This window comes from Aquamicrobium lusatiense (assembly GCF_014201615.1).
Lineage (GTDB): Bacteria > Pseudomonadota > Alphaproteobacteria > Rhizobiales > Rhizobiaceae > Mesorhizobium > Mesorhizobium lusatiense.
The window spans coordinates 2,648,237-2,671,394 of the sequence record NZ_JACHEU010000001.1 but is presented as its reverse complement, the minus strand read 5'-3'; the positions used below and the strand labels follow the sequence as shown (position 1 = coordinate 2,671,394).

The 23,158-nt window shown below is 60.8% G+C and carries 23 protein-coding genes and 1 riboswitch; of the genes, 14 read left to right on the top strand and 9 right to left on the bottom strand.

The features are described from left to right. Positions 1-8 precede the first annotated feature (8 nt). The 3 genes from HNR59_RS12830 to HNR59_RS12820 are packed head-to-tail and all read left to right on the top strand — an operon-like array spanning position 9 to position 2,812. Positions 9-902: a heme/hemin ABC transporter substrate-binding protein gene (locus HNR59_RS12830; RefSeq protein WP_183830770.1), complete on the top strand. Its 894-nt coding sequence runs from the start codon at positions 9-11 to the stop codon at positions 900-902. Between the two features lie 16 nt (positions 903-918). After that, a complete protein-coding gene (locus HNR59_RS12825; RefSeq protein WP_183830767.1) occupies positions 919-2,016 on the top strand; it encodes a FecCD family ABC transporter permease in 1,098 nt (365 codons plus the stop codon). Positions 2,017-2,023: 7 nt separating this feature from the next. Next, positions 2,024-2,812, top strand: a complete 789-nt coding sequence (locus tag HNR59_RS12820) for a heme ABC transporter ATP-binding protein (protein WP_183830765.1) — start codon at positions 2,024-2,026, stop codon at positions 2,810-2,812. A gap of 57 nt (positions 2,813-2,869) precedes the next feature. Here HNR59_RS12820 and rirA read toward each other — a convergent pair whose 3' ends face one another. Next, on the bottom strand, positions 2,870-3,367 hold the full coding sequence (rirA, locus tag HNR59_RS12815; protein WP_183830763.1) for an iron-responsive transcriptional regulator RirA: 498 nt from the start codon (positions 3,365-3,367) through the stop codon (positions 2,870-2,872). A gap of 319 nt (positions 3,368-3,686) precedes the next feature. Here rirA and HNR59_RS12810 point away from each other — a divergent pair, with 319 nt between their 5' ends. Beyond that, positions 3,687-4,241 (top strand): GNAT family N-acetyltransferase, encoded by a 555-nt coding sequence (locus HNR59_RS12810; RefSeq protein WP_183830761.1) that lies wholly within the window; start codon positions 3,687-3,689, stop codon positions 4,239-4,241. Between the two features lie 73 nt (positions 4,242-4,314). Here the strand turns inward: HNR59_RS12810 and HNR59_RS12805 are convergent, their stop codons facing one another. After that, a complete protein-coding gene (locus tag HNR59_RS12805; RefSeq protein ID WP_183830759.1) occupies positions 4,315-5,508 on the bottom strand; it encodes a hypothetical protein in 1,194 nt (397 codons plus the stop codon). A 204-nt stretch (positions 5,509-5,712) separates the two neighbouring features. Between HNR59_RS12805 and parC the strand changes: the two genes are divergently transcribed. Further along, positions 5,713-7,980 carry a DNA topoisomerase IV subunit A gene (gene parC / locus HNR59_RS12800; RefSeq protein WP_183830757.1) on the top strand — a complete coding sequence of 756 codons (2,268 nt, stop codon included), beginning with the start codon at positions 5,713-5,715 and terminating at the stop codon, positions 7,978-7,980. 226 nt (positions 7,981-8,206) lie between these two features. Continuing rightward, the gene (locus HNR59_RS12795; protein WP_183830755.1) at positions 8,207-9,430 is read left to right on the top strand and encodes an AI-2E family transporter; all 1,224 of its coding nucleotides are present in this window, start codon (positions 8,207-8,209) and stop codon (positions 9,428-9,430) included. A gap of 72 nt (positions 9,431-9,502) precedes the next feature. Here the strand turns inward: HNR59_RS12795 and HNR59_RS12790 are convergent, their stop codons facing one another. From HNR59_RS12790 to hemB, 7 genes are all read right to left on the bottom strand, one after another. Beyond that, positions 9,503-10,402, bottom strand: a complete 900-nt coding sequence (locus HNR59_RS12790; RefSeq protein WP_281379443.1) for a DMT family transporter — start codon at positions 10,400-10,402, stop codon at positions 9,503-9,505. 102 nt (positions 10,403-10,504) lie between these two features. Beyond that, positions 10,505-11,257 (bottom strand): arginyltransferase, encoded by a 753-nt coding sequence (locus HNR59_RS12785; protein ID WP_183830753.1) that lies wholly within the window; start codon positions 11,255-11,257, stop codon positions 10,505-10,507. A gap of 50 nt (positions 11,258-11,307) precedes the next feature. After that, a complete protein-coding gene (crcB, locus tag HNR59_RS12780; RefSeq protein WP_183830751.1) occupies positions 11,308-11,754 on the bottom strand; it encodes a fluoride efflux transporter CrcB in 447 nt (148 codons plus the stop codon). An 87-nt stretch (positions 11,755-11,841) separates the two neighbouring features. Then, a riboswitch (Fluoride riboswitch) is annotated at positions 11,842-11,903 on the bottom strand. Between the two features lie 34 nt (positions 11,904-11,937). Then, entirely contained in the window at positions 11,938-12,408 is a 471-nt protein-coding gene (locus HNR59_RS12775) for an RDD family protein (protein WP_183830749.1), read from the bottom strand. Positions 12,409-12,485: 77 nt separating this feature from the next. Continuing rightward, on the bottom strand, positions 12,486-12,839 hold the full coding sequence (locus HNR59_RS12770; RefSeq protein WP_183830747.1) for a DUF423 domain-containing protein: 354 nt from the start codon (positions 12,837-12,839) through the stop codon (positions 12,486-12,488). Between the two features lie 72 nt (positions 12,840-12,911). After that, a complete protein-coding gene (locus HNR59_RS12765) occupies positions 12,912-14,168 on the bottom strand; it encodes an MFS transporter (RefSeq protein ID WP_183830745.1) in 1,257 nt (418 codons plus the stop codon). Beyond that, complete coding sequence (gene hemB / locus HNR59_RS12760) at positions 14,165-15,196, bottom strand: porphobilinogen synthase (protein ID WP_183830743.1); 1,032 nt, start codon at positions 15,194-15,196, stop codon at positions 14,165-14,167. The genes HNR59_RS12765 and hemB overlap by 4 nt, the downstream gene beginning before the upstream one ends. A 238-nt stretch (positions 15,197-15,434) precedes the next feature. Here hemB and HNR59_RS12755 point away from each other — a divergent pair, with 238 nt between their 5' ends. The 8 genes from HNR59_RS12755 to HNR59_RS12720 all read left to right on the top strand — a co-directional run bounded on the left by HNR59_RS12755 (position 15,435) and on the right by HNR59_RS12720 (position 23,155). Next, positions 15,435-16,481 carry an enoyl-CoA hydratase/isomerase family protein gene (locus tag HNR59_RS12755; protein ID WP_183830741.1) on the top strand — a complete coding sequence of 349 codons (1,047 nt, stop codon included), beginning with the start codon at positions 15,435-15,437 and terminating at the stop codon, positions 16,479-16,481. After that, entirely contained in the window at positions 16,478-16,903 is a 426-nt protein-coding gene (locus HNR59_RS12750) for a DUF6163 family protein (RefSeq protein ID WP_183830739.1), read from the top strand. Before HNR59_RS12755 ends, HNR59_RS12750 begins: the two co-directional genes overlap by 4 nt. A gap of 220 nt (positions 16,904-17,123) precedes the next feature. Then, positions 17,124-17,639, top strand: a complete 516-nt coding sequence (gene ldtR / locus HNR59_RS12745) for a transcriptional regulator LdtR (protein WP_183830737.1) — start codon at positions 17,124-17,126, stop codon at positions 17,637-17,639. A gap of 262 nt (positions 17,640-17,901) precedes the next feature. Continuing rightward, positions 17,902-19,155 (top strand): L,D-transpeptidase family protein, encoded by a 1,254-nt coding sequence (locus HNR59_RS12740; RefSeq protein ID WP_183830735.1) that lies wholly within the window; start codon positions 17,902-17,904, stop codon positions 19,153-19,155. A 188-nt stretch (positions 19,156-19,343) separates the two neighbouring features. Further along, on the top strand, positions 19,344-20,657 hold the full coding sequence (gene glyA, locus HNR59_RS12735) for a serine hydroxymethyltransferase (protein WP_183830733.1): 1,314 nt from the start codon (positions 19,344-19,346) through the stop codon (positions 20,655-20,657). Between the two features lie 276 nt (positions 20,658-20,933). Further along, positions 20,934-21,398: a transcriptional regulator NrdR gene (nrdR, locus tag HNR59_RS12730; RefSeq protein WP_183830731.1), complete on the top strand. Its 465-nt coding sequence runs from the start codon at positions 20,934-20,936 to the stop codon at positions 21,396-21,398. Positions 21,399-21,401: 3 nt separating this feature from the next. Continuing rightward, positions 21,402-22,526 (top strand): bifunctional diaminohydroxyphosphoribosylaminopyrimidine deaminase/5-amino-6-(5-phosphoribosylamino)uracil reductase RibD, encoded by a 1,125-nt coding sequence (gene ribD / locus HNR59_RS12725; RefSeq protein ID WP_183830728.1) that lies wholly within the window; start codon positions 21,402-21,404, stop codon positions 22,524-22,526. Beyond that, on the top strand, positions 22,526-23,155 hold the full coding sequence (locus HNR59_RS12720; RefSeq protein ID WP_183831573.1) for a riboflavin synthase: 630 nt from the start codon (positions 22,526-22,528) through the stop codon (positions 23,153-23,155). Before ribD ends, HNR59_RS12720 begins: the two co-directional genes overlap by 1 nt. Positions 23,156-23,158: the final 3 nt, after the last annotated feature.

Genomic DNA, 23,158 nt, shown 5'->3' with positions numbered 1-23,158 from the left:
GTGTTGAAATGAAAATCTTTTCCCGTTTCGCTGCGCGTGCGGCCATGCTGTTGTGCATGGCCGCTTTTACGCCTTTGGCTGCTACTTCCGCCGAGATCGACGGGAAATTCGAGGATCCAACGCGCATTGCCGCCATAGGCGGCTCCATCACGGAGATCGTTTTCGCGCTGGGCGAGCAGGATCGCCTGATTGCGCGCGACACGACCAGCGTGTTCCCGCCTGAAGCTCTTGAATTGCCGGATGTTGGCTACATGCGCCAGTTGTCACCGGAAGGCGTTCTTTCCGTCAACCCCGGCGGCATACTGGCACTTGAGGGCAGTGGCCCCAAGGAGACGATCGATGTGCTGAAAAAGGCCAGCGTGCCTTACATCGAGGTCCCCGAGACGTTCGACCGGGAAGGCATCATCCGCAAGATCGATGTAGTCGGCAAGGCGCTCGGCGTCGAGAAGAAGGCTGATGCACTTGCCGCCGAGGTGGGTGCGAAGATCGATGAAGCCAAAGCGCTCACCGGGAATGTTAAAGACCGCAAGCGCGTGTTGTTCATTCTATCGGCGCAGGGCGGTAAGATCATGGCCTCAGGGGCTGATACGGCTGCCAACGGCATCATAGAGCTTGCCGGTGCCGTGAACGCCATCGAGGGCTATTCCGGCTACAAGCAGCTGACCGAAGAAGCGATTGTCGACGCGCGTCCGGATGTCATCCTGATGATGGGGCAGATCGGTGGCCACCAGAGCGGCGATGACGAGATTCTCGGCAATCCCATCATTGCCACCACGCCTGCCGGCAAGGCCCGCAGAGTGGTGCGCATGGACGGCGCCTATATGCTGGGCTTTGGCCCTCGCACTGCGGATGCTGTTCGTGACGTCGCAGTCGCGCTATACGGCAAAGAAGTCGCCGACTGAAGCGCGCGGAATCCACATGACCAATCCAGTTGCTGCCGGGGAAGCCGGCATAAAACGTTATGCCGTCGCCGGTGACAGATCCGCGCTTGCGCGTCTGGTTATTCTGCTGCTGTGCGTTCTTCTTGCTCTGACCATGCTGTTCAGCCTCGCTTCAGGCGCTTCGGATGCCTCTGCAGTGGCAGTCGTGCGCGGATGGCTGTTTGGGGCGGCAGATGATGCGCTCAGTGTTCGCGACCGCATCATTATCAACGATGTCCGCCTGCCACGCGTGGTTCTGGGAGCTCTTGTGGGCGCTTCTCTGGCCGTGTCCGGTGCGGTGATGCAGGGGCTTTTCCGCAATCCTCTGGCTGATCCCGGGCTCATCGGCGTTTCGGCCGGCGCAGGTCTTGCCGCCGTGCTGATCATCGTTCTCGGTGGGACCGTGCTGGCTCCGGTGACTCTGGCAATGGGGACTTTTTCCCTGCCGGTAGCCGCCTTCTTCGGTGGCCTGGCAGCAACGCTGGTTCTCTACAAGGTCGCGACGCGGCAGGGCCGGACATCGGTTGCCACCATGCTTCTGGCAGGGATCGCGCTTGCAGCGCTGGCCGGTGCGGTGACGGGCATTCTGGTATTCGTGGCCGATGACCGCCAGTTGCGGGACCTGACCTTCTGGCAACTGGGGTCGCTTGCGGGGGCCACCTGGCTGAAGATCGGCGCCGTCGCTCCGATCATGGTGCTGGCCATGGCCGCGACGCCGTTTCTGGCGCGCGGGCTGAACGCGCTGGCGCTGGGCGAGGCGACCGCGACGCATCTCGGCATCCCGGTGCAGCAACTGAAATACATCGCCATCGTAAGCGTGGCCGCTTCCGTCGGCTCGTCGGTGGCCGTGAGTGGAGGCATCGGCTTCGTCGGCATCGTCGTGCCGCATCTGTTGCGTCTCGCCATGGGGCCGGACAATCGATATCTGCTGCCGGCATCGGCGCTGCTCGGGGCATCGCTGCTGCTGCTGGCGGATGCGGTGGCACGCACGATCGTCGCGCCGGCGGAGCTGCCGATCGGCATCGTCACCGCCGTTGCAGGCGCTCCGTTCTTCCTGTGGATATTGCTGCGCAATCGCGGCGTCATCGATCTGTGAGGCCGGCATGATCGAAGCACAGGACATATCCATCCAGATCGGCTCGACGCGCATCGTGCATGGTGTCGGCTTTTCCGCGAAGCCCGGCGAACTCGTCGCCATTGTGGGGCCGAACGGCTCCGGCAAGACGACCCTGCTCAAGGCCTTGTGCGGCGAACTCGCCTATGAAGGGCGGGTTGCCTTTAACGGGCGCGATCTTCGGTCGATGAAACCGCTGGATGCAGCCGGCATACGTGCGGTGCTGCCACAGGCGACATCTCTGTCCTTTCCCTTCACGGTGCGGGAAATCGTCAGGATGGGGCTGACCGGCGGCCGTTCGGGTATAATCGGCACGGAGGCTGAGCAGCTTCCCGAAATCGCGCTGGCGCGCGTTGATCTGGAAGGTTTTGCAGGGCGCTTCTATCAGGAGCTGTCAGGTGGCGAGCAGCAGCGGGTTCAACTGGCCCGCGTGCTGTGCCAGGTGTGGGTGCCGGTTCTGGATGGCCAGCCGCGCTATCTGTTTCTGGATGAGCCCGTATCCAGCCTCGACATCAAGCACCAGCTCATCATCATGGACATCGCGCGCGATTTCGTGAAGGCCGGGGGCGGGGTGGTCGCCATATTGCACGACCTCAACCTTGCTTCGATGTATGCCGACCGCATCCATGTCATGCATCGCGGAAGGCTCGACACGGTTGGCGCGCCGCAGGACGTTCTCAGTGATTCGATGATCGAGCGCGTTTTCGGCTGCCGGTTGCGCGTGGGGGCTGTTCCCGCTCCCGGCACTCCGTTCGTCCTTCCTCAGTCTGCCGCTTAGAAACGAAACGACCGGCACAAGGCCGGTCGTTTCATTTTCTATGTATGCCGTGAACGATCAGGCCGCAGGCACATTGTGCTGGGCCGCGACCTTGCGCGGGGAAACATTGCGCGGCGCCAGATCATCGATACCGAGCGCCTCGCGCATGTTCGGGCGGGCAGCGACGAGATCGGCGATCGTGTGACGTTCCAGCACGGCGAAGAAGGCACCCAGAGCTTCGCGCAGGGCAGCGTTGAGGCCGCAGCTGTCGATCAGCGGGCAGTCGGCCGTATCGTTGTCGAAGCATTCGGCCATCGAGAAGTTGTCTTCGGTGACGCGCACCACGTCGAACAGAGTGATTTCCTCTGCCGGCTTGCCAAGGCGCACGCCGCCATTGCGGCCGCGCACGGTCTCCACCAGCCCGTTCTCGACGAGCGGCTGAAGGATCTTGAACAGGAAGAGTTCCGAAACGGTGTAGGCCGCGGCGATCTCGGGTATGCGGCTCAACTTGCCGTCATTGGTCGCGCAATACATCAGGATGCGTATGGCGTAATTGGTCTGGCGCGTAAGTCGCATGATCCATCCTCGCAGGAAAGCTGTGCGTTATATATGGCCTATACCTTGGAATAATTCTAGACAAGCCCATTAAAAATTATGATTTTTTCTGTCACCTTTATGGGGCCGTTTTACGACAGCCGCTCCGTGAATGCACGATTTATCTTGCACAGGGCGGGTGAGGCGAAAAACCGGCAGATCGGGAGCCCTTCCATTTTGGAATGGCAGCTTCCCGTTCATGTACGTCTATAAGCAACATCAATGACTTGATATTTATGTTGCGTTGCACAATATCAGGAATGTCGGGACGATCTCAGGGAGGAACCCAGAGGAGTGCGACATGGAGCAGACTGTTCACAGCCCCGTTCGCCTGACGGGGACCATACGCCAGCTTAGACCCTCGGATATGCCGAGGTTTCGCGAGCATCTTCTCAGGCTCGATTCGGAAAGCCGGCGTGATCGCTTCAATGGACTGGCCGACGACAGTTTCATTTCATCTTATGTGTACCGTTCCTCCGCTGCCGGAACCACGGTGATCGGCTATGTGGAGGGCGACAAGGTTCTGGGCGCGGCGGAACTGCATGAAAGCCCCGATCAAAGCCAGCCTACGGCTGAAATCGCCTTCAGCGTCGAGCGTCACCTTCAGCATCAGGGTCTTGGCGGAAAATTGTTCGAACGGCTGATCGAGCAGGCGAGGGGGTTTGGCTACACCAGACTTCTTGTCACCACCCACCCGCACAATGCGGCGATGCGTGCCCTTGCCCGACGTTATAATGCGGAGCTGGTGTTTGAGGACGGCGAGACGGTGGGCACCATTCATCTTGAACCTTTGATGCCGGTCGGCGTCATCTCGGCGTCATCGCAGGCGCGGAACCGTACGCTTCATCCGGCCTGAACCTGATCCGGATATCATGAAAAAAGCCGCACCGTTTCCGGTGCGGCTTTTTTGTCTGCGAACAGAGCGCAGATCAGTTCTGGTTGGCCTTTACCGACACTGCGAGCGTTTTGGTCAGGTTCGTCGGATTTGCCATGGCGTCCGCCATGATCAGGGCGAACGGAACCGGGCTGGTCGGCGCGGCCGAGATTTCGAGGCTGCCCGGATTGTCCAGGAACTGGTTGACGGCGGCGGAGGCCTGCGCGGTCAGTTCAGGATTCTGCAACTGGGCCAGCCCGAAAGGAACGATCGCCTTGGCCTGATTGGCGACATCCTTGCCGGACACGCCCTGCTGCTTGCCGAAATAGTCGAGAAGCTTGTTGGTCAGCGAATCGTCCGTGAAGCGGATCGATGTAGAATTGAAGCTCAGCTGCTGCATCAGGCCCAGCATGGCCATGCCCTGTGCCGAGGAATCGGCTTCCTCGGACGCTTCGGCCATCTGCTTCTGCAGTTCCTGCATGGATTTGATGAACTCCGTCGTGTAGCCGCCGAGGCGCATGCTGACACCCAATGTGCCGGCATTGTCGATTTTCGTATCGTACTTCACGATGTTCATGTCGCCGTCTGCGGCGTTCCAGCTTCCTTCCATACGGATCGATCCGTTGATGGTCTGGTATCCGAGAGCCTCGATTGCATCCTTGTATTTCGGGTCGTCGACCAGTGTCAGGTCGGCGGTGAAATTCGGGACGGTCGCTTCCATGGTCACAGGCTTGTCGGTCGCAAACTCGGACATGGTCGCCGAGATGTCTTTGGCGGCGAATGCGGTCTTGCCCGAATTCTTCATGCTGATGTCGTCCAGCCTGATCGAACGGTAGTACATCATGCCGCCGAACGGATTGGAGCTGGCCTCGCCGAACAGGATCACGTCCTTCATGACCATCGGGCTTATCTCGAAGGAAGTCGGGCCGTCGTTGCGCGAGTAGGCATCGCTGCTGATCGAGCCGACATTGAGGTTGCCATCGGCTTCGCTGATGTTTTCAAGGGTGAGGTCGCCGATCTCGAAGGCACTATCCGTGCCGGCTGCCTTGAAGGACACGCCCTGCATGACCATCGATGAAAGGTCGCCGGACAGGCCCTTCCATTCGATCTCAACGCCCTGTTCGGTGAAATTGGACTTCACGCGGGCGGCCACATCATCGATGCTCTGTGCCGAAGCCGGAGCGATGGCCATTCCCAGAAGAATGGTCGAGGCGGTCAGCATTGACCATTTCGCAGATTGCAGGCTCATCAGGGAGGACTCCGAATTTATTCTTTGAGAGGGAGAATGGCGAGCATTTGACTGCAGCATGTGGCACGAGCAAGTGCAATTTTGACCTATTAGTAGAAAATCATCTCAAAATAGCAAACATGAATGCGTTTTTCAGTGATCAGAACCCCACTTGACGCCAGCCTTGCCCTTGCCGCGAATCATCGCCTCGGTTAGTCAAACCCCATGGGAAAAAGCCTTATGCCGCCCGGAGATGGCGGCGATCATATCGAACCAGTCGACCTGAAGCGGGCGCTCGAGGAGCGCTATCTTGCTTATGCGCTGTCGACCATCATGCATCGTGCATTGCCGGATGTGCGTGACGGGCTGAAGCCTGTCCATCGGCGCATCATGCACGCCATGCGCCTTTTGCGCCTCAATCCGGATCAGGGTTTCGCCAAATGCGCGCGCATCGTCGGTGAGGTGATGGGCAAGTTCCATCCGCATGGCGATCAGTCGATCTATGATGCGCTGGTGCGTCTGGCGCAGAGTTTTTCGATGCGCTACCCGCTGGTCGACGGGCAGGGCAATTTCGGCAATATCGATGGCGATAATGCCGCAGCCATGCGCTACACCGAAGCGCGCATGACCGATGTGGCGACCGAGCTGCTCGCCGGCATCACGGAGGACGCGGTCGATTTTCGTCCCACCTATAATGAGGAAGACGAAGAGCCGGTCGTTCTGCCGGGCGCCTTTCCGAACCTGCTCGCCAACGGCTCTTCCGGCATTGCGGTCGGCATGGCGACCTCCATTCCGCCTCACAACGCCGCCGAATTGTGCGACGCTGCTCTTTGCCTGATCGACGGCACCAAATCCGGACAGGAAATCTCCGACGACCGGCTGATGGAGTTCGTTCAGGGACCTGATTTCCCGACCGGCGGCATCATCATCGACAGCCGCGCTTCCATTGCCGAAGCCTATCGCACCGGCCGCGGCTCGTTTCGCGTGCGCTCGCGCTGGCATCAGGAAGATCATGGCCGCGGGACGTGGACGATCGCCGTCACCGAGATCCCTTACGGTGTGCAGAAGTCGCGCCTGATCGAGAAGATCGCGGAGTTGCTCATCGCCCGGAAGCTGCCGCTTCTGGAAGATATCCGCGATGAAAGCGCGGAAGATATCCGCATCGTTCTGGTGCCGAAGAGCCGCACCGTCGATCCCGGCATATTGATGGAATCGCTGTTCAAGCTCACCGAGCTGGAAAGCCGGTTCTCGCTCAACATGAACGTGCTGTCGCGCGGCAAGGTGCCGAACGTGCTGTCGCTGAAGAGCGTGCTGCGCGAATGGCTGGATCATCGCCGCGAGGTGCTTCAGCGCCGTTCGCGCCATCGTCTGGCGGAAATCGAGCGGCGGCTGGAGATCCTTGCCGGCTATCTCATTGCCTATCTGAACATCGATGAGGTGATCCGCATCATCCGCGAGGAGGATGAGCCCAAATCCGTGATGATGGCACGCTGGGACCTCACCGACACGCAGGCCGAGGCGATCCTGAACATGCGGTTGCGCTCTCTGCGCAAGCTGGAAGAGTTCGAGATCCGCAAGGAATTCGATGCGCTGACCGAGGAAAAGCAGCAGATCGAGGCGCTGCTGGGCGATGTGCTGAAGCAGTGGAACACCATTGCCTGGGAAATCCAGACCATCCGCCGCGATTTCGGGCCGGAAGAAAACAAGGAGCTCGGGCCGCGCCGCACCAGCTTCGCGGAAGCGCCGGAGCACGACCTGACCGACATTGCGCAGGCGATGATCGAAAAGGAACCGGTCACCGTCGTCATCTCCGAAAAGGGCTGGCTGCGCGCCATGAAGGGGCATCTGAGCGATTATTCGCAGCTCTCCTTCAAGGAGGGCGACAGCCTCAAGCTGGCCTTCCACGCCCAGACCACCGACAAGATCCTCGTCTTCACCACCGGCGGAAAGTTCTACACCATCGGTGCAGATAGGTTGCCGGGCGGGCGCGGACATGGCGAGCCGATCCGCATCATGGTCGACATGGAGACGGATCAGGACATCGTCACCGCCTTCGTGCATGAGCCGAAGCGCAGGCTGCTTCTGTCGTCCCAGCAGGGCAATGGTTTCATCGTGTCCGAGGACGAGACGGTCGCCAATACGCGCAAGGGCCGGCAGGTGATGAATGTGAAGGCCCCGGATGAGGCGCTGTTCTGCATTCCGGTTGCCGGTGATCACGTTGCCATTGTCGGTGAGAACCGCAAGATGCTGGTGTTCGCAGTGTCGGAAATCCCGGAAATGACGCGCGGCAAGGGTGTTCGGCTGCAAAAATTCAAGTCCGGCGGCGTGCTCGACATGAAGACCTTCACCATGGAAAGCGGCCTGACCTGGCTGGATTCGGCCGAGCGCACCTTTACGCGGTCACAGGCCGAGCTTGCCGAGTGGATCGGTGCGCGCGCGTCTGCCGGGCGAATGGTGCCGAAGGGTTTTCCGCGCACGGGCAAGTTCGGCTAGTCCGCGATCCTGATAGTTATTCATGATTTCAGGAGGTTAGCGGAAGTTGATGTTATTTTGAGTCAGGGACCTCATCCGGATTCCGGTTCGGCAGAAAGAAGCTTCGATCACGCTTACGACACTATTTTTCTCTAGTTCCATCGAAAATGGTTTGTCGTAATGTTTGCTCCACTATCGTCATGCACTGTGGAGCACAGACGAACAGAATCGGCTGGAGGCGCGGCGTTTGAAAGAGCAGGACAGTCAGAAGGGCGGTCGCGAACTTCGCCTGATGGGGCGTGCAGCTCCCATCAGATCAGCTGTGATCCAGCCGCTTTCGGCGGCGCGCTGGCTGCTTATCCTCATCGTCGCCGCCGGCGTCTATTTCTTCCATGGCTTCCTCGTGCCGGTGCTGGCGGCACTGATCATCGCCTTTGCAAGCTGGCCGCTTTACCGCCGGCTTCTGGCTGCCGTAAACGGCAACAGGACAGCCGCCGCCACATGTGCGCTTCTGATGATCCTTGCCTTTCTGATCATCCCGATCGTGCTGGCCTGCATGTATGCCTTCAATGAAATCCACGAGTGGGTTGTGTGGGCAGTTGAAGCCAACAGGCACGGCGCGCCGGTGCCTGAATGGATCGCGGCGCTGCCCGTCATCGGTGAGTGGCTTGCTCAGCAATGGTCGACCACGCTCGATCACCCGGGCGGCATCGGTGAATTGATCCAGCTCGTCAGCGGCGCCAATATCGGCAGTATTTATCGCGGCGTCGTGGCGGCCGGCGGCAGCGCCTTCAGCCTGTTTCTGGCACTGCTGTTCATGCTGATCGCGCTGTTCTTCACCTATCGCGACGGCGAGGCCTTCGCCGCGCAGGTCGACAATCTCGGCGAACGCATCCTGCCGTCACGCTGGGAGCGTTTTTCGCGCGTGGTGCCGGCAACCATCAGCTCGACCGTGACCGGCATGACGCTCATTGCGATCGGCGAGGGGCTGGTGCTCGGCATTGCCTACTGGCTGGCCGGAGTGCCGTCGCCGGTGACGCTGGGCGCACTGACCGGCCTCATGGCGCTGATACCCGGTGGCGCGCCGCTCTCCTTCACGCTGGTGTCGCTCTATCTGGTTGCCAGCGGCTCGCCATTTGCGGGCGCAGCCCTGTTCCTGTGGGGCTCGATCGAGCTCTTCATCGTCGACAAGACGCTGCGGCCCAGGCTGGTGGGCGGGCCGATCAAGCTGCCTTTCCTGCCGACCTTCTTCGGCCTGGTGGGCGGCGTGAAGACAATGGGCTTCGTTGGCCTGTTTGTCGGTCCGGTGCTGATGGCTCTGCTGGTTGCCATATGGCGCGAGTGGCAGCATGAGGTTGAGACCACGTCCACGACTGTGGTTCCCGTCGTGACCACGGAAACGATTGTCCAGCAGGTTCCACTTTCCGGCAGGAATGACCGTTCCGATCAGACAGCCTCCGCCGAGAGCTGAGCAGCTTGCGCGAAGGGGCGTTCGTTCCGCGCATGCAACGGAATGAGGCAGAGCGGGCGACGGCGCTGAAATTCAGACCGGATGCCGCAGTGCCAGCGTAGCGCGGCGGCGTCGGCCATCGCGCAGTTGCCAGATGGAATGGCATATCAGCGTCACTATCAGAATGCCGCCGCCGATCAGGCTGTTTCTGCTCGGCGCTTCGGAGAAGATCATCCAGACCCAGACAGGGGCCAGCACCGTTTCAAGAAGATAGAACATCGCCACCTCGGGGCCGGAAATGTACTTCGGGCCATTGGCGAGGCAGAAGAACGAAACCGGTATCACGATCGCGCCGTTGAAGATGATCCAGCCGGGTTCGGAGATATGCAGCCCATTCTTCCACACCATCGCGGCTGCGACGATACAGGGCAGGATCACGCCAACCAGTGCGGTGAAGCCCATATCTTTGCCGCTCGCCCTCGAAATGGTGATTGCAGTGGCAAGGCAAAAAGCGGCCATGGTTGCCATCATGTTGCCGAACAGATTGCCGGTGCCGAGCGATGAGCCGACGATGATGGATATGCCGACGATCATCAACGCCATGGCGACAAGGGTTTGCGGCCGGGGTTTTTCGCGCAGGAACACCCATGACAGCAATGCCGCAAACATGGTGTTGAAGGCGAGAATGAAGACGAGATCGGCGGTTGTGGTGTTGAATACCGCGGTAATGAACAGGATCGAGCTGATGCCATAGAGACCCGCCACGATCAGGCCGGAGCGACCGGGAATGAGTTTTGGCACATCTGGCGAGAACCAGCGCCAGACGGCCCACATGACGAGCCCGGCAACAAAGGTGGTTGCGCTGCGAACGAACAGGATCGACCAGGAATCGCCGCCGGCGAGCTTGATCAGCGGGATATCCACCGTCAGGGCCATGCCGCCGAGCGCGGTGAGAAGAAGACCCTTGCTGTGCTGATCTTTGTTCGCGGGCAATGCAAAAACTCCGGCAAAAGACGGGAAAAATGCCTTAACGATATGACGAAGCGCTCTGCGCCCTCATTCCGGCGCATCCGGAAGGCCAGAGAAATGCCTGTCCTATTTGGGCTGGTAGCGCTCCCAGCCCTTGGGGCCGAGATGCTCCTGCGGCTGATAGCGCATCTTATAGCCCATCTTGCGCGAGCCGTTGACCCAATAGCCAAGATAGACATGGGGCAGGCCCATGGCGCGGGCGCGCTCGATGTGATCGAGAATCATGAAGGTGCCGAGCGAGCGATCTTCCATGTCGGGATTGAAATAGGAGTAGACCATGGAGAGGCCGTCGGCCATGCGGTCGGTCAGGGCAGCTGCGATCAGCTCGCCTTCGCCCTTGCCGGTGATGAAACTGTCCGGCCCCCGCCGGCGATACTCGATGATCTTGGTGTCGACGTGGGTGTCTTCCACCATCATTGCGTAATCGAGCACGGTCATGTCTGACATGCCGCCGAGGCGATGGCGCGAATCAAGATAGGTGCGAAAAAGCGAATATTGCTCGGTCGAAGGCTGCGCGTCGTGCATGTGCCCCACCAAGTCGCTGTTGTGTTGCAGCACGCGGCGCATGCTGCGGCCCGGAACGAACTCGTTTGCGAGTATGCGCACAGATACGCAGGCACGGCAGGTTTCGCAGGCTGGCCGGTAGGCGATGTTCTGCGAGCGCCGGAAACCGCCCTGCGTGAGCAGGTCGTTCATCTCGTTGGCCTTGTTGCCGACGAGGTGGGTGAAGACCTTGCGCTCGAACTGCCCCTCCAGATAGGGGCAGGGCGAAGGTGCAGTCAGAAAGAACTGCGGCGATTGGGTCAGGTGCTGCGTCATTTGCAAGCCAACTCCAGAATAGTGATAGCTTGGCCCGTTCTTGGAAAATTTCAAGACGTTTGCGTGGGTCCGCTTTCTTCTTCTATGTCGAGTTGCACGATGCGTTGGTCCGCATTGAAGTAGGTGGCGGTGAAGTGACCAAGCGCAACCGCCCCGACACAGAGCACAACCGAGGCGACGATGTTCACCGCGGCACGGCCCATGGCGCCGCTTCTCATGAGATCCAGCGTCTGGAGACTGAATGAGGAAAAAGTGGTGAAGCCGCCGCAAATGCCGACCATGACCAGAAGGCGGACATTTTCCGACACCGGGAATCGACCCTGCGCCAGCGTCAGGGTGCCGAACAACCCGATGATGAATGACCCGGCGATATTGATGATGATGGTGCCCCAGGGCAGCGAGCCGCTGATCGGCTGCGCGACGACGGAAACCAGATAGCGGGCGAGACTGCCGAAAGCGCCGCCGAATGCGACCGCGAGGCATGAGGTAAAGGACATCGGTTTCAATTCCTCTTTATCGGGCGGGCACAAAAAAACCCGCCATGCGGCGGGGCTTTTTCAGGACGCACCCCTGCCGCGGTTTTCATCGCGACAGGAGCCATCAGCCGTTTCCGGCGGTTTCGGGGAGCTCCATCCCCATCTCATGCAGCGTAAGCCGCGCGAGCGGCTTGCGCAAGCCCGTCAGCGGTCGGTGCGCACCACGGCAGTGCCGAGCAGCAGATCATGCAGGGTCCGCTTGCGGTCCGAGAACAGGGTGATCAGCAACACCAGCGGCGTCAGGATCACGTTGCCGGCCCAGAACATGATGGAATGCACAATGGCGAACATGCCATCCACCGGTCGTCCGTCGAGCCGTTCGAGGCGGATGTTCATCATCTTCATGCCGGTTGTGGCCTGATCCCCGCTGCCCAGCGTGAACCAGACATAGGTAAGAGCGACCACTGGCACCAGAAATCCGAACAGCGCCCAGCCGAGGCCGAATGTGATGATTCCAAGCAGCAGTATGACAATGGCGAAGGGGATCGAAATCAGGCCGACGATCAGATAGTCGATCAGAAAAGCGAAGATACGGCGGGTACGCACGCCATCATAAGCCCTGATGTCGTCAAGCCTGCCGGTGATGATCTCGCCATCGAGAACACGAGCGTTCATACGGGTTCGAAGCCTTTCGGTTGCGGTTCCTTCAGGCTTCAGATGGTGAATTTCAGCGAAATTTCAAGATTCGCGCTTCAATCGCCCGTTTTCGCGGGCCGAAGCGCTGCAAGCGCGATCGCCAGCCAGCCGGCAATGAGCAGCGTTCCGCCCGTGGGTGCGGCAAACGGAAACAGGCGGTTGCCGACGAAATCGCGCATCAAAAGGTCGCCGCAGAACAGGACGAGGCCGACGATCAGGATGAGGCCGGCGGCATACAGGATGCGGTTGGCAGTGAGCAGGCCGATGGCCAGCAGCACCGGCGCATGCATCAGAAGGAAGGATGCGGCCGTGCCTGTGAAAGTGCCCCCGCCATGCGAGGCCGAGGCTGAAAGCACGACGCCTGCGGTGCCGCACAGGCCGGCAATGAAGACGAGAATGCGATTGTTCATCAATGTGCTCCGGAGCGAATCGATCTCTGCAGGCGTCGATAGTGCGCAGCTATGGACGCAGCCCGGCACAAATCAATCCGCCAATTTGTCTCTTGCCGCGAACCAGTTCCATACGGCCCCGACACCCAGAAGCACAGCCGTTCCCAGAAAAACGGCGCGCATGCCGATGTGGCCGCCGACGAAGCCGCCGAGAAGGGGCCCCGCGACCTGTCCGGCATATTGGGCGGAGATGGAATAGCCCAGCACATTGCCGCCGACACCGTCCGGCACATTGTGGCGGATGACACTGGTGATCGACGGCAGCAGCCCGCCGAGCGCCAGTCCCATCAGGAAGCGCAGCGCCACCAGTTGCCAGCCCGAGGTGACGAAAGCCTGCGGAATGAGGAGCAGGGCCGCGACCCCGAGCGCGCCGATGACCACGTTCCAGTGACCGATGCGATCGGCCAGCCTGCCGAGCCAGGCGGAGGAAACGATGCTGCCGAGTGCTGCGGCCGACATGACCACTCCGGCCATCAGCGTCACATGCGCCTGATTTTCCACGAGTTGCGCGACATAGACGGTGATGATCGGCTCGATCGACATGTTGGCGAACATCAGGAGCATGCCGGTTGCCAGCATGGCTACGACCGGGCGCTTGTCGGGAATCGAAGCCCACGCGTTGCCGGACTTCTTCCTCCGGTCCTTTCCCGGCTTGTGCTCCTCCCTGATCAGCAGGGAGGTTGCCAGAAAGGCGAGGAAAATCGCGCCGCCTGAAAGCAGAAATGTGGAACGGATGCCGATCAGGGGCGGCAGCAGGCCGCCGATCAGCGGGCCGACCAGATTGCCGGCCATGATGCCGGCCGACAGCGTGCCGAGCGCCCAGCCCGAGCGCGCTTTTGGCGTCTGCATCGCCACGAGAATGGTCGAGCCCGAAGCGTAGCCGCCGGCCAGCCCCACCAGCAGGCGCAACAGGACGAGCTGCTCCACGCTTTGTACCATCCCCATCAGAGACATGCATATCGCCATGCCGAGGCTGGCGCGCACCAACATCAGCTTGCGGCCGTAGCGGTCGCCGAGACGCCCCCAGAGCGGCGCCACGAGCGCGGCGGAAAGAAAGGTGATGCCGTAGGCAATGCCCGACCATTGCACGATGCTGGCATGGCCCTGCGCGCCAAGCTGTTCGACATAGAGCGGCAGGAACGGCAGAAGCAGTGTCATCGCCACGATGGTGGCGAAAGAGCCGGCAAAGCATACTGCCAGATTACGTCGCCAGTGGCGGTCGTACCCTGTTTCCTGCGGCTGGTCGGATGGCTGTGTGGCTGTCGCGGATGAGGGGCCCTGGCCGCTCACCCTTTCAGCTTCTCGGCCACGGCCGGTGCGAAGTAGGTGAGGATGCCGTCAGCGCCGGCACGCTTGAAGGCCAGAAGCGATTCCATCATCGCGCGTTCGCCGTCGATCCAGCCATTGGCGGCTGCCGCCTGGATCATCGAATATTCGCCCGAGACCTGATAGGCGAAGGTGGGCAGGGCGAAGGCATCTTTCAGCAGACGCACGATGTCCAGATAGGGCAGGCCGGGCTTGACCATCACCATATCGGTGCCTTCCAGAATGTCCTGCTCGGTTTCGCGCAGCGCTTCGGCGGAATTCGCGGCATTGATATAATAGGTCTTCTTGTCGCCCTTCAGCAGGCCGGCGGTTCCGATGGCGTCCCGATAGGGGCCGTAGAAGGCCGAATCGAACTTGGTCGCGTAGGACATGATCGCCACGTCCTGAAAGCCGTTGTCGTCCAGCGCGGAGCGGATGACGCCGATGCGCCCGTCCATCATGTCGGAAGGGGCGATGATGTCGGCGCCGGCGGCGGCCTGAAGCACGGCGCCGGCAGCGACCTGCTCGACCGTCTCGTCATTGACGATGATGCCGTCGCGCAGAACGCCATCGTGCCCGTGGCTGGTGAACGGATCGAGCGCGGCGTCGGTGATGATGCCGATTTCCGGCACCGCAGCCTTGATGGCGCGGGTGGCGCGGTTGGTGAGATTGTCAGGGTCGAGGATCAGCGATCCGGTAACGTCGCGCAGCGACAGGTCGACATTCGGGAAGGTGGCGATTGCCGGGATGCCGAGCTTCGCCGCGCGTTCCACTTCACGGATGGCAACATCGATGGACATGCGGAAGACACCGGGCATGGCCGCGATCGGCTCACGCACATTCTCGCCATCGACAAGAAAGATCGGCCAGATCAGATCGTCGACGGTAAGGTGGTTTTCCTGAACCAGCCGCCGTGACCACGCGGCCTTGCGCATGCGCCGCAGGCGCCTGGAGCCGGTCACTTCATCAACGGTGCGTGTACCTGCCGCTTTGGTGGGTGCAAACCTGTTCATGTCCAACTCCGCCGGAACGGCCGTCTCGCCGGTTCCGGTCCTCATTCTTGCGCACTCGTTCCGGCCCATGACAAGCCATATTCCGGACGCTTTCTAACATGGCTGACGCTCCGGACCAATGCGACATCATTGTTCGGGCTGGCTGAAGGAAGGGGACTGGCGCATCTCCCGGCATTGACGTGCCTCCCTGCCGCCCTTAGCACTTTGGTCAACAGGGACAGCGAGGGAATCTGTGGCGATGGATTTTGGTGGCGGCGAAGAGATCCGTTTTGAGGTCATCGGCAAGGCCGGCGTGGTCACGCTGACGCGCACCAAGGCACTCAATGCCCTGACCGAGAACATGGTCCATGCGCTGGCCGCCGCGCTGGAGGCATGGGAGCAAGACGACGCGATCCACTGTGTTCTCGTCAAGGCCGAGGGCAGGGCCTTCTGCGCCGGCGGCGACATCATGAATGTGTATCGGGCGGGCAAGGAAGGAAATGTGCTCGTCGGCTTCTTCGCTGACGAATACAGGATGAACGCGCAGCTTGCGCGGTTCCCGAAACCCTATGTCGCGTTGATAGACGGGATCGTCATGGGCGGCGGGGTCGGCATCTCCGTTCACGGCTCGCACCGGGTGATGACCGGCAATGCCATCGTGGCGATGCCGGAAGTGGGCATCGGCTTCTTTCCCGACGTCGGCGGCAGCCATGCTCTGTCGCGACTTCCCGGCAGCTTCGGCATGTATATGGCGCTGACCGGCAACCGGGTTCGTCAGGGCGATGCATTGGCCGTCGGCCTTGCAACCCATGCAATCGACGCCGAAAGCCAGCAGGCGCTGATCGAGGCCCTCACGACTTCAGGCGACGTGGATGAGGTTCTGCGGAAGTTCAGCGTCGTTGCCGCGCCGCAGACCGATGCCGCGACATTCGATGCCATCGCGCGTCATTTCTCCAGAGACACGCTGGACGAGGTTTTGGAGAGCCTGAAAAAGGACGCCGAACGGGGCGATGACTTTGCCGCAGCGACGCTGTCGACGATGCTGTCGCGCTCCCCCACCAGCCTCAGGGTGACATGGCGACAGATCCGCGAGGGGGCTGCCCTCTCCATGGACGAGTGCATGCGCATGGAGTTTCGTGTGCTCAACCGCATGCTGACAGGCAAGGATTTCTATGAAGGCATCCGGGCCGCGCTCATCGACAAGGGATCGACGCCGGTCTGGGATCCGGCTTCGCTGGACGAGGTCAGCGAGGCTGACGTCGATGCCTATTTTGCGCCTCTGGGTGCGCAGGAACTCAATCTGTGAACGATGCCCTGCAACGCCGTGCGTCGCTGGAGCCGGGGGCGCCTGAAATCGCCTTCGCCGCCTTTCTGCGTCTGGTGGCCTGCCTGTGTCTGTTCTTCGGCGTGCTCTACTGGATAAGGCTCATCGGTTATTATCCGGGAGACCTCTTTCGCTTCGACCTGATGCCGGTGCACTGGCAGATCGCCGCATCGACACTTGCGGTTCTTTTTCCCTTTGCCGCCGCAGGCCTGTGGATGCTTGCTTCGTGGGGGCCGGTGATCTGGTTCCTGTGCGCGGCCGGCGAGATTTCGATGTATGCGGGCTTCCCGCAATATTTCGGCTACCGCCCCACGGTCGTCGCGGTGCATGCCGCGGTTGCCGTCATCTATTGCGCGTTCCGGGTATTCATCCACCTCAGCAAGCGCAAAGCCGTCGCTCCCTGATCGCAGCTTGCCTGCTCCATGGATGGTCTGAGCCGTTAGCTCATTTTTTAGGTTAATTGTCCTCCCCCGCGTGACCATTCGTTAAGCGTCTTCGACGTCTTGCGAAGGTAAGCTCTTGTTAGCCTTGGTGTTTAAGTCGAATTTTATGAGTATTCGATAGTGTCCCAATCAAGGTGAGAAAAACAAAAAATCACCAGGCGACAAACAAGAGGCAAAGACAATGAACAACCCGCGTTCGGCGGCGAAGCCCGCTAGTGTATCGAATGAGACCCATGAGCCGATCCGCTCGCTTTACATGGAGTCGCTCCAGCTTGTTGAACGGTTGCATCGTCGTCTTCTTGATGTGATCAAGGACGAATTCGAGCGCAACGGGCGTTCCGACATCAATGCCATTCAGGCGCTGCTTCTGTTCAATATCGGCAACTCCGAACTGACCGCCGGCGAACTCCGCTCGCGGGGCTACTATCTCGGCTCCAACGTTTCCTACAATGTGAAGAAGCTGGTCGATCTCGGCTTCATCAACCACCAGCGCTCCAAGCTGGACCGCCGTTCGGTGCGCATCAGCCTGACGGACAAGGGCATGGATGTGGCGGAAGTGGTGGCGCGCCTCTATGAACGGCACATCGGCTCCATCGAGCAGGTCGGCGGCATCAACCCCGACGAGTTCAAGCAGATGAACCGCGCCCTGCAGCGTCTCGATCGTTTCTGGAACGACACCATCGCCTATCGCATGTGATCGCCGGCCCACAAATGGGCTGAATAAAGGGCCGGGCGATGCCGGAATGGCACATGTCCGGCCCTTGTCGTGCGTGGCGCAGGTCAAAGGCAGGCCACGGCCACGTTGCTGCCATATTCGGATGGGAGCGAGATTAGGACGATCAGGCGCAGGTTTGTTCGGTGCCGATCCGGTGACATGGTTGGCGAATTGTTAAGATGGGAACTCTAGAGTGCCCGCCTGCATTGCCTGAACACTTGCTGGAAGAATGTCTGGAACGCCCATGAAGACGAACCGTCGTTTGTTTTTGTCTGGAGCCACCGCACTCGCGGCCTCGATGATGGCCGGCGGCGCGCGGGCGCAGGATGCCGTCAATGATATCCTGCGCGCAGCAGGGCGGGGTGGCTGGAACGATACGTTCGATGCCCGCGCCAGCGGCAGTGCCAAGGTTCAGTCGACGCGACCGATCTTCAGCCAGCAGACCATTTCCTATACCGAACAGGCCATCGGCCAGTATCACAATCTGGTCGCGCAGGGCGGCTGGGAGCGGGTACCCGACACCAAGAAGCTCAGGATCGGCGTCATCGATCCGGACGTGGTGCCGCTGCGCAAGCGCCTCATGGTATCCGGCGACCTGCCGCAGAATGCCGGCCTGTCGCAGTCTTTTGATTCTTACGTTGATGCAGCGGTCAAGCGTTTTCAGATGCGCCATGGCCTGCCGGCCGACGGCGTGCTCGGCAAATACAGCTATCTGGCCATGAATGTTTCGGCGCAGACGCGCCTTGGCCAGCTTGAGACAAATCTCGGCCGGCTGCGCGAAAAGGTCGGCACGCTTGGTGATCGCTATGTGCTGGTGAACATTCCCGCTGCACAGATCGAGGCCGTGGAGGGCGATCGTGTCGCACTGCGTCACACCGCCATCGTCGGCAAGATCGACCGCCAGACGCCGATCGTGAATTCGAGGATCAACGAGATCATCGTCAATCCGTACTGGACGGCGCCTACCTCGATCGTGCGCAAGGACATCATTCCGCTGATGCGCAAGAATCCGAACTATCTGCGCGACAGCAAAATCCGCCTGTTTGCCCCTGATGGCAGCGAAGTCGATCCGATGACCGTCGACTGGTCCACCGATGAGGCGGCGCGTTATCGTTTCCGTCAGGAACCGGGCACAAACAACGCCATGGCTTCGGTGAAGATCAATTTCCCGAGCCCGGACGGCGTTTACATGCACGACACGCCGCAGCAGAGCCTTTTCGGCCAGATGATGCGCTTCGACTCGTCGGGTTGCGTGCGCGTCCAGAACGTGCGCGATCTGGTGACATGGATATTGCGCGACACGCCCGGCTGGAGCCGCCAGAAATTCGAGGCGACGATCAAGACCGGCGAAAGCGTGCCGGTTGCGGTCACCAACCCTGTGCCGGTTCACTTCCTTTATGTTTCCGCCTGGTCGACCGGAGATGGTGTCGCCCAGTTCCGTGACGACATCTATGGCTGGGACGGTGTCGAGGAACTCAAGATTTCCTCGGCCTTCTGATCCGGAACCGGATTCTTGCTTTATCGGGCCGTCCTTCGGGGCGGCCTTTGTGTTTTCCGGGGCTTCAATGTCTGGGCCATTGAGTGTTGGCGCTATAGGGCCAGCTAATTTCGCTGTTGAAATTGGCTCGGCAAGGCAACTGTGCTAAGGCGCCTGCGGGCTAACTCCACTTAGGGAACCTTCAGGTAATGGCGATACAGTCGGCTGCATCCAGCTCGTTGAAATCTTTCTTTGAAACCACGCTCGCGGATGCCGATCCCGAGATTTTTGGCGCCGTTCGCAATGAACTCGGTCGTCAGCGTCATGAGATCGAGCTGATCGCGTCTGAAAACATCGTTTCGCGCGCCGTGATGGAGGCGCAGGGCACCGTCCTGACCAACAAATATGCCGAAGGTTATCCGGGCAAGCGCTATTATGGCGGCTGCCAGTTCGTGGACGTCGTCGAAGAGCTTGCCATCGAGCGCGCCAAGAAGCTGTTCGACTGCAAGTTCGCCAACGTGCAGCCGAATTCCGGCAGCCAGATGAACCAGGCGGTTTTTCTGGCCCTGCTGCAGCCGGGCGACACCTTCATGGGTCTCGACCTGAATTCGGGCGGACACCTGACCCACGGTTCGCCGGTCAACATGAGCGGCAAGTGGTTCAACGTCGTTTCCTATGGTGTGCGTGAGGACGATCATCTGATCGACATGGACGAAGTCGAGCGCAAGGCGCACGAGACCAAGCCGAAGCTGATCCTCGCAGGCGGCACCGCCTATTCGCGCATCTGGGACTGGAAGCGTTTCCGCGAGATCGCCGATGCCGTCGGGGCTTATCTGATGGTCGACATGGCCCATATTGCCGGTCTGGTTGCCGGTGGCGTACACCCGTCGCCGGTTCCGCACGCGCATGTGACGACGACCACCACGCACAAGTCGCTGCGCGGCCCGCGCGGCGGCATGATCCTCACCAATGACGAGGACATCGCCAAGAAGATCAATTCGGCAGTGTTCCCCGGCCTTCAGGGTGGTCCGCTGATGCATGTCATCGCCGGTAAGGCCGTTGCCTTTGCCGAGGCGCTGCGGCCCGAGTTCAAGCTTTACGCGCAGAACGTCGCCGCCAATGCGAAGGCGCTGGCCTCCTCGTTGCAGGAAACCGGTCTCGACATCGTATCCGGCGGCACTGACAACCACCTGATGCTGGTGGACCTGCGGCCGAAGAATGCCACGGGCAAGCGCGCCGAGGCTGCACTCGGCCGCGCCAACATCACCTGCAACAAGAACGGCATTCCCTTCGACCCGGAAAAGCCTTTCGTCACCTCCGGCGTGCGCCTCGGAACACCTGCCGGCACCACGCGCGGCTTCGGCGAGGCCGAATTCCGTGAGGTCGGCAAGCTGATCGCCGAAGTTCTGGATGGTCTGAAGGCTGCCAACTCGGACGAAGGCAACGCCGCCGTTGAAGCGGCTGTGAAGCAGAAGGTCGTCAACATCACCGATCGCTTCCCGATGTATTCCTATCTCGGATAAGCATTGCTTCGTTCATCATTGAAGGCGGTCGCCGCGACAACCTCGCGGCGGCCGTTTTTTTGACAGTCCGTGCAGCGTTTGGCGGGGGTGCGATATTGCAATTTCCCCCTGGTGCTTCCTACCTAGTCCGAAAATCTTCAGATCGCCCTCGGTCCGTCCGCGCGCGCAAAGGGTGATCTAAATTATTGATAGAGCATCGGAACAGCCGAAAACCGGTTTCCACTTTTTGGCCCTATGCTCTAGCCTTGTGGCCGGTACAGAATCGGGTGGGGTTTCATGCGTTGTCCTTATTGCCAGTCCGAAGATACGCAGGTGAAGGATTCCCGGCCTGCGGAAGATGGCTCGGCCATCCGTCGCCGGCGGGTCTGCCCTGATTGCGGCGGCCGCTTCACCACCTTCGAGCGGGTTCAGCTGCGCGATCTGGTGGTCGTCAAGAAGACCGGCCGCAAAGTGCCTTTCGATCGCGACAAGCTGCTCCGTTCCGTCGAGATCGCGGTGCGCAAGCGCAATGTCGATCCCGAGCGCATCGACCGTGCGGTCACAGGGATCGTGCGGCAGCTCGAAAGCTCCGGTGAGACGGAAATCCCCTCCGCCGAGGTCGGCCGGCTGGTCATGGACGCACTGAAATCGCTCGACGATGTCGCCTATGTGCGTTTCGCTTCCGTCTATCGCAATTTCCGCGAGGCGAAGGATTTTCACGACGTTCTTGGCGAGCTCAAGGGCGACGAGGAGATGGACTGACCGATGGGCGGCACCGGCGATCCTGAGCAGGACGAACTCGACCGCCGCTTCATGGCGGCGGCACTGCGCCTGTCGCGCCGCAACAGCGGTCGCACCTCCACGAACCCTTCTGTCGGCACGATCATCGTTCGTGATGACGGGGCCGGGCCGATGATCGTGGGCACCGGCGTGACGGCGATCGGCGGACGGCCGCATGCTGAAACCGAGGCGCTGGCGGAAGCCGGTGAGCTTGCGCGGGGCGCCACTGCCTACGTGACGCTGGAACCCTGCGCGCATCATGGCCGCACGCCGCCATGCGCCGAGGCACTGGTCAGGGCAGGTATAGCGCGCGTCGTGGGGGCGGCAAGCGATCCCGACCCGCGCGTGTCCGGTAAGGGCTATGCCATATTGCGCGAGGCCGGCGTGGAGGTGACGGAGCGCGTGTTGGCCGCGGAGGCATCGGACCAGCTCTCAGGCTATCTGATGAGATCGTTGAAGCGGCGCCCCGAGGTCATTCTCAAGATGGCGCTTTCCAGCGATGGCAAGATCGGCGCAAAAGGGCAGGGGCAGGTGGCGATCACCGGCGAGGTGGCGCGCCGCGAGGTTCACCTCATGCGCACGGAGGCGGACGCCATTCTGATTGGCATTGGCACCGCGCTTGAAGATGATCCGGAACTGACGGTTCGACTGCCGGGGCTTGAGAACCGATCGCCGGCGCGCATCATCCTGGACAGCGAAATCAGGCTGCCTCCGACCGCACGGCTGATCTCCGGCGTCGACCGCGTGCCCCTTTACATTGCCTCCAGCCTCGAAGCCGATCCGCAGCGCAGGGCCGCCCTTGAGCGGCAGGGCGTGCGCTTCATCGGCACCGAGGTTCACGACGGCAGGATCGCCCTGCCGGAACTGCTTGAGGATCTGGCAGCGCTTGGCATGTCAAGCGTGATCGTCGAAGGTGGAGTGGCGATTGCCCGGTCGTTTCTCGACGAGGGCCTCGTCGACCGCATCGTTCTGTTCCGGGGTGCGGTGGAGGTGGGACCCGAGGGGCTTCCCGCACCGGTTGATCCCAACCGGATACCGGAAGGTTTTCGCAAATTGCGCGAAATGCAGTTCGATCAGGACGGTTTCGCAGAATGGGTAAGGATCGTCTGATGTTCACGGGTATCGTCACCGATGTCGGCAATGTTGCGGTCGCAGAACCGCTGGACGAGGGCGTACGGCTGCGCATCGAAACGGCCTATGATCCTGAAACCATTGCCATTGGCGCGTCGATTGCCTGTGCGGGCGTATGTCTCACCGTCACCAGATTGCCGGAGGCGGGCTCCAATGCGCGCTGGTTCGAAGTGGAAGCCTGGGAGGAGGCGTTGCGCCTGACCACCGCTTCACAATGGAAAAGCGGAACGCGGCTCAATCTGGAGCGGGCGCTGAAGATCGGCGACGAGCTGGGCGGTCACATCGTCTCGGGGCATGTCGATGGCATGGCCGAGATCGTGGAACGGCGCGACGAGGGCGAGGCGGTGCGCTTCACGCTTGAAGCACCGGCGGAATTCGCGCGCTTCATCGCGCCTAAGGGATCGGTTGGTCTGGACGGCACTTCCCTCACCGTAAACAAGGTGGACGGGAGGCGATTCGACGTTCTTCTCATCCATCACTCGCTTCAGGTGACGACATGGGGTGAGCGTAAGGTGGGGGATCGCGTCAATCTGGAAATCGACACGATGGCGCGCTATGCCGCACGTCTTTCGGAGGCTGCTGCTCAAGGATACCCCGGGGGATACTGACGC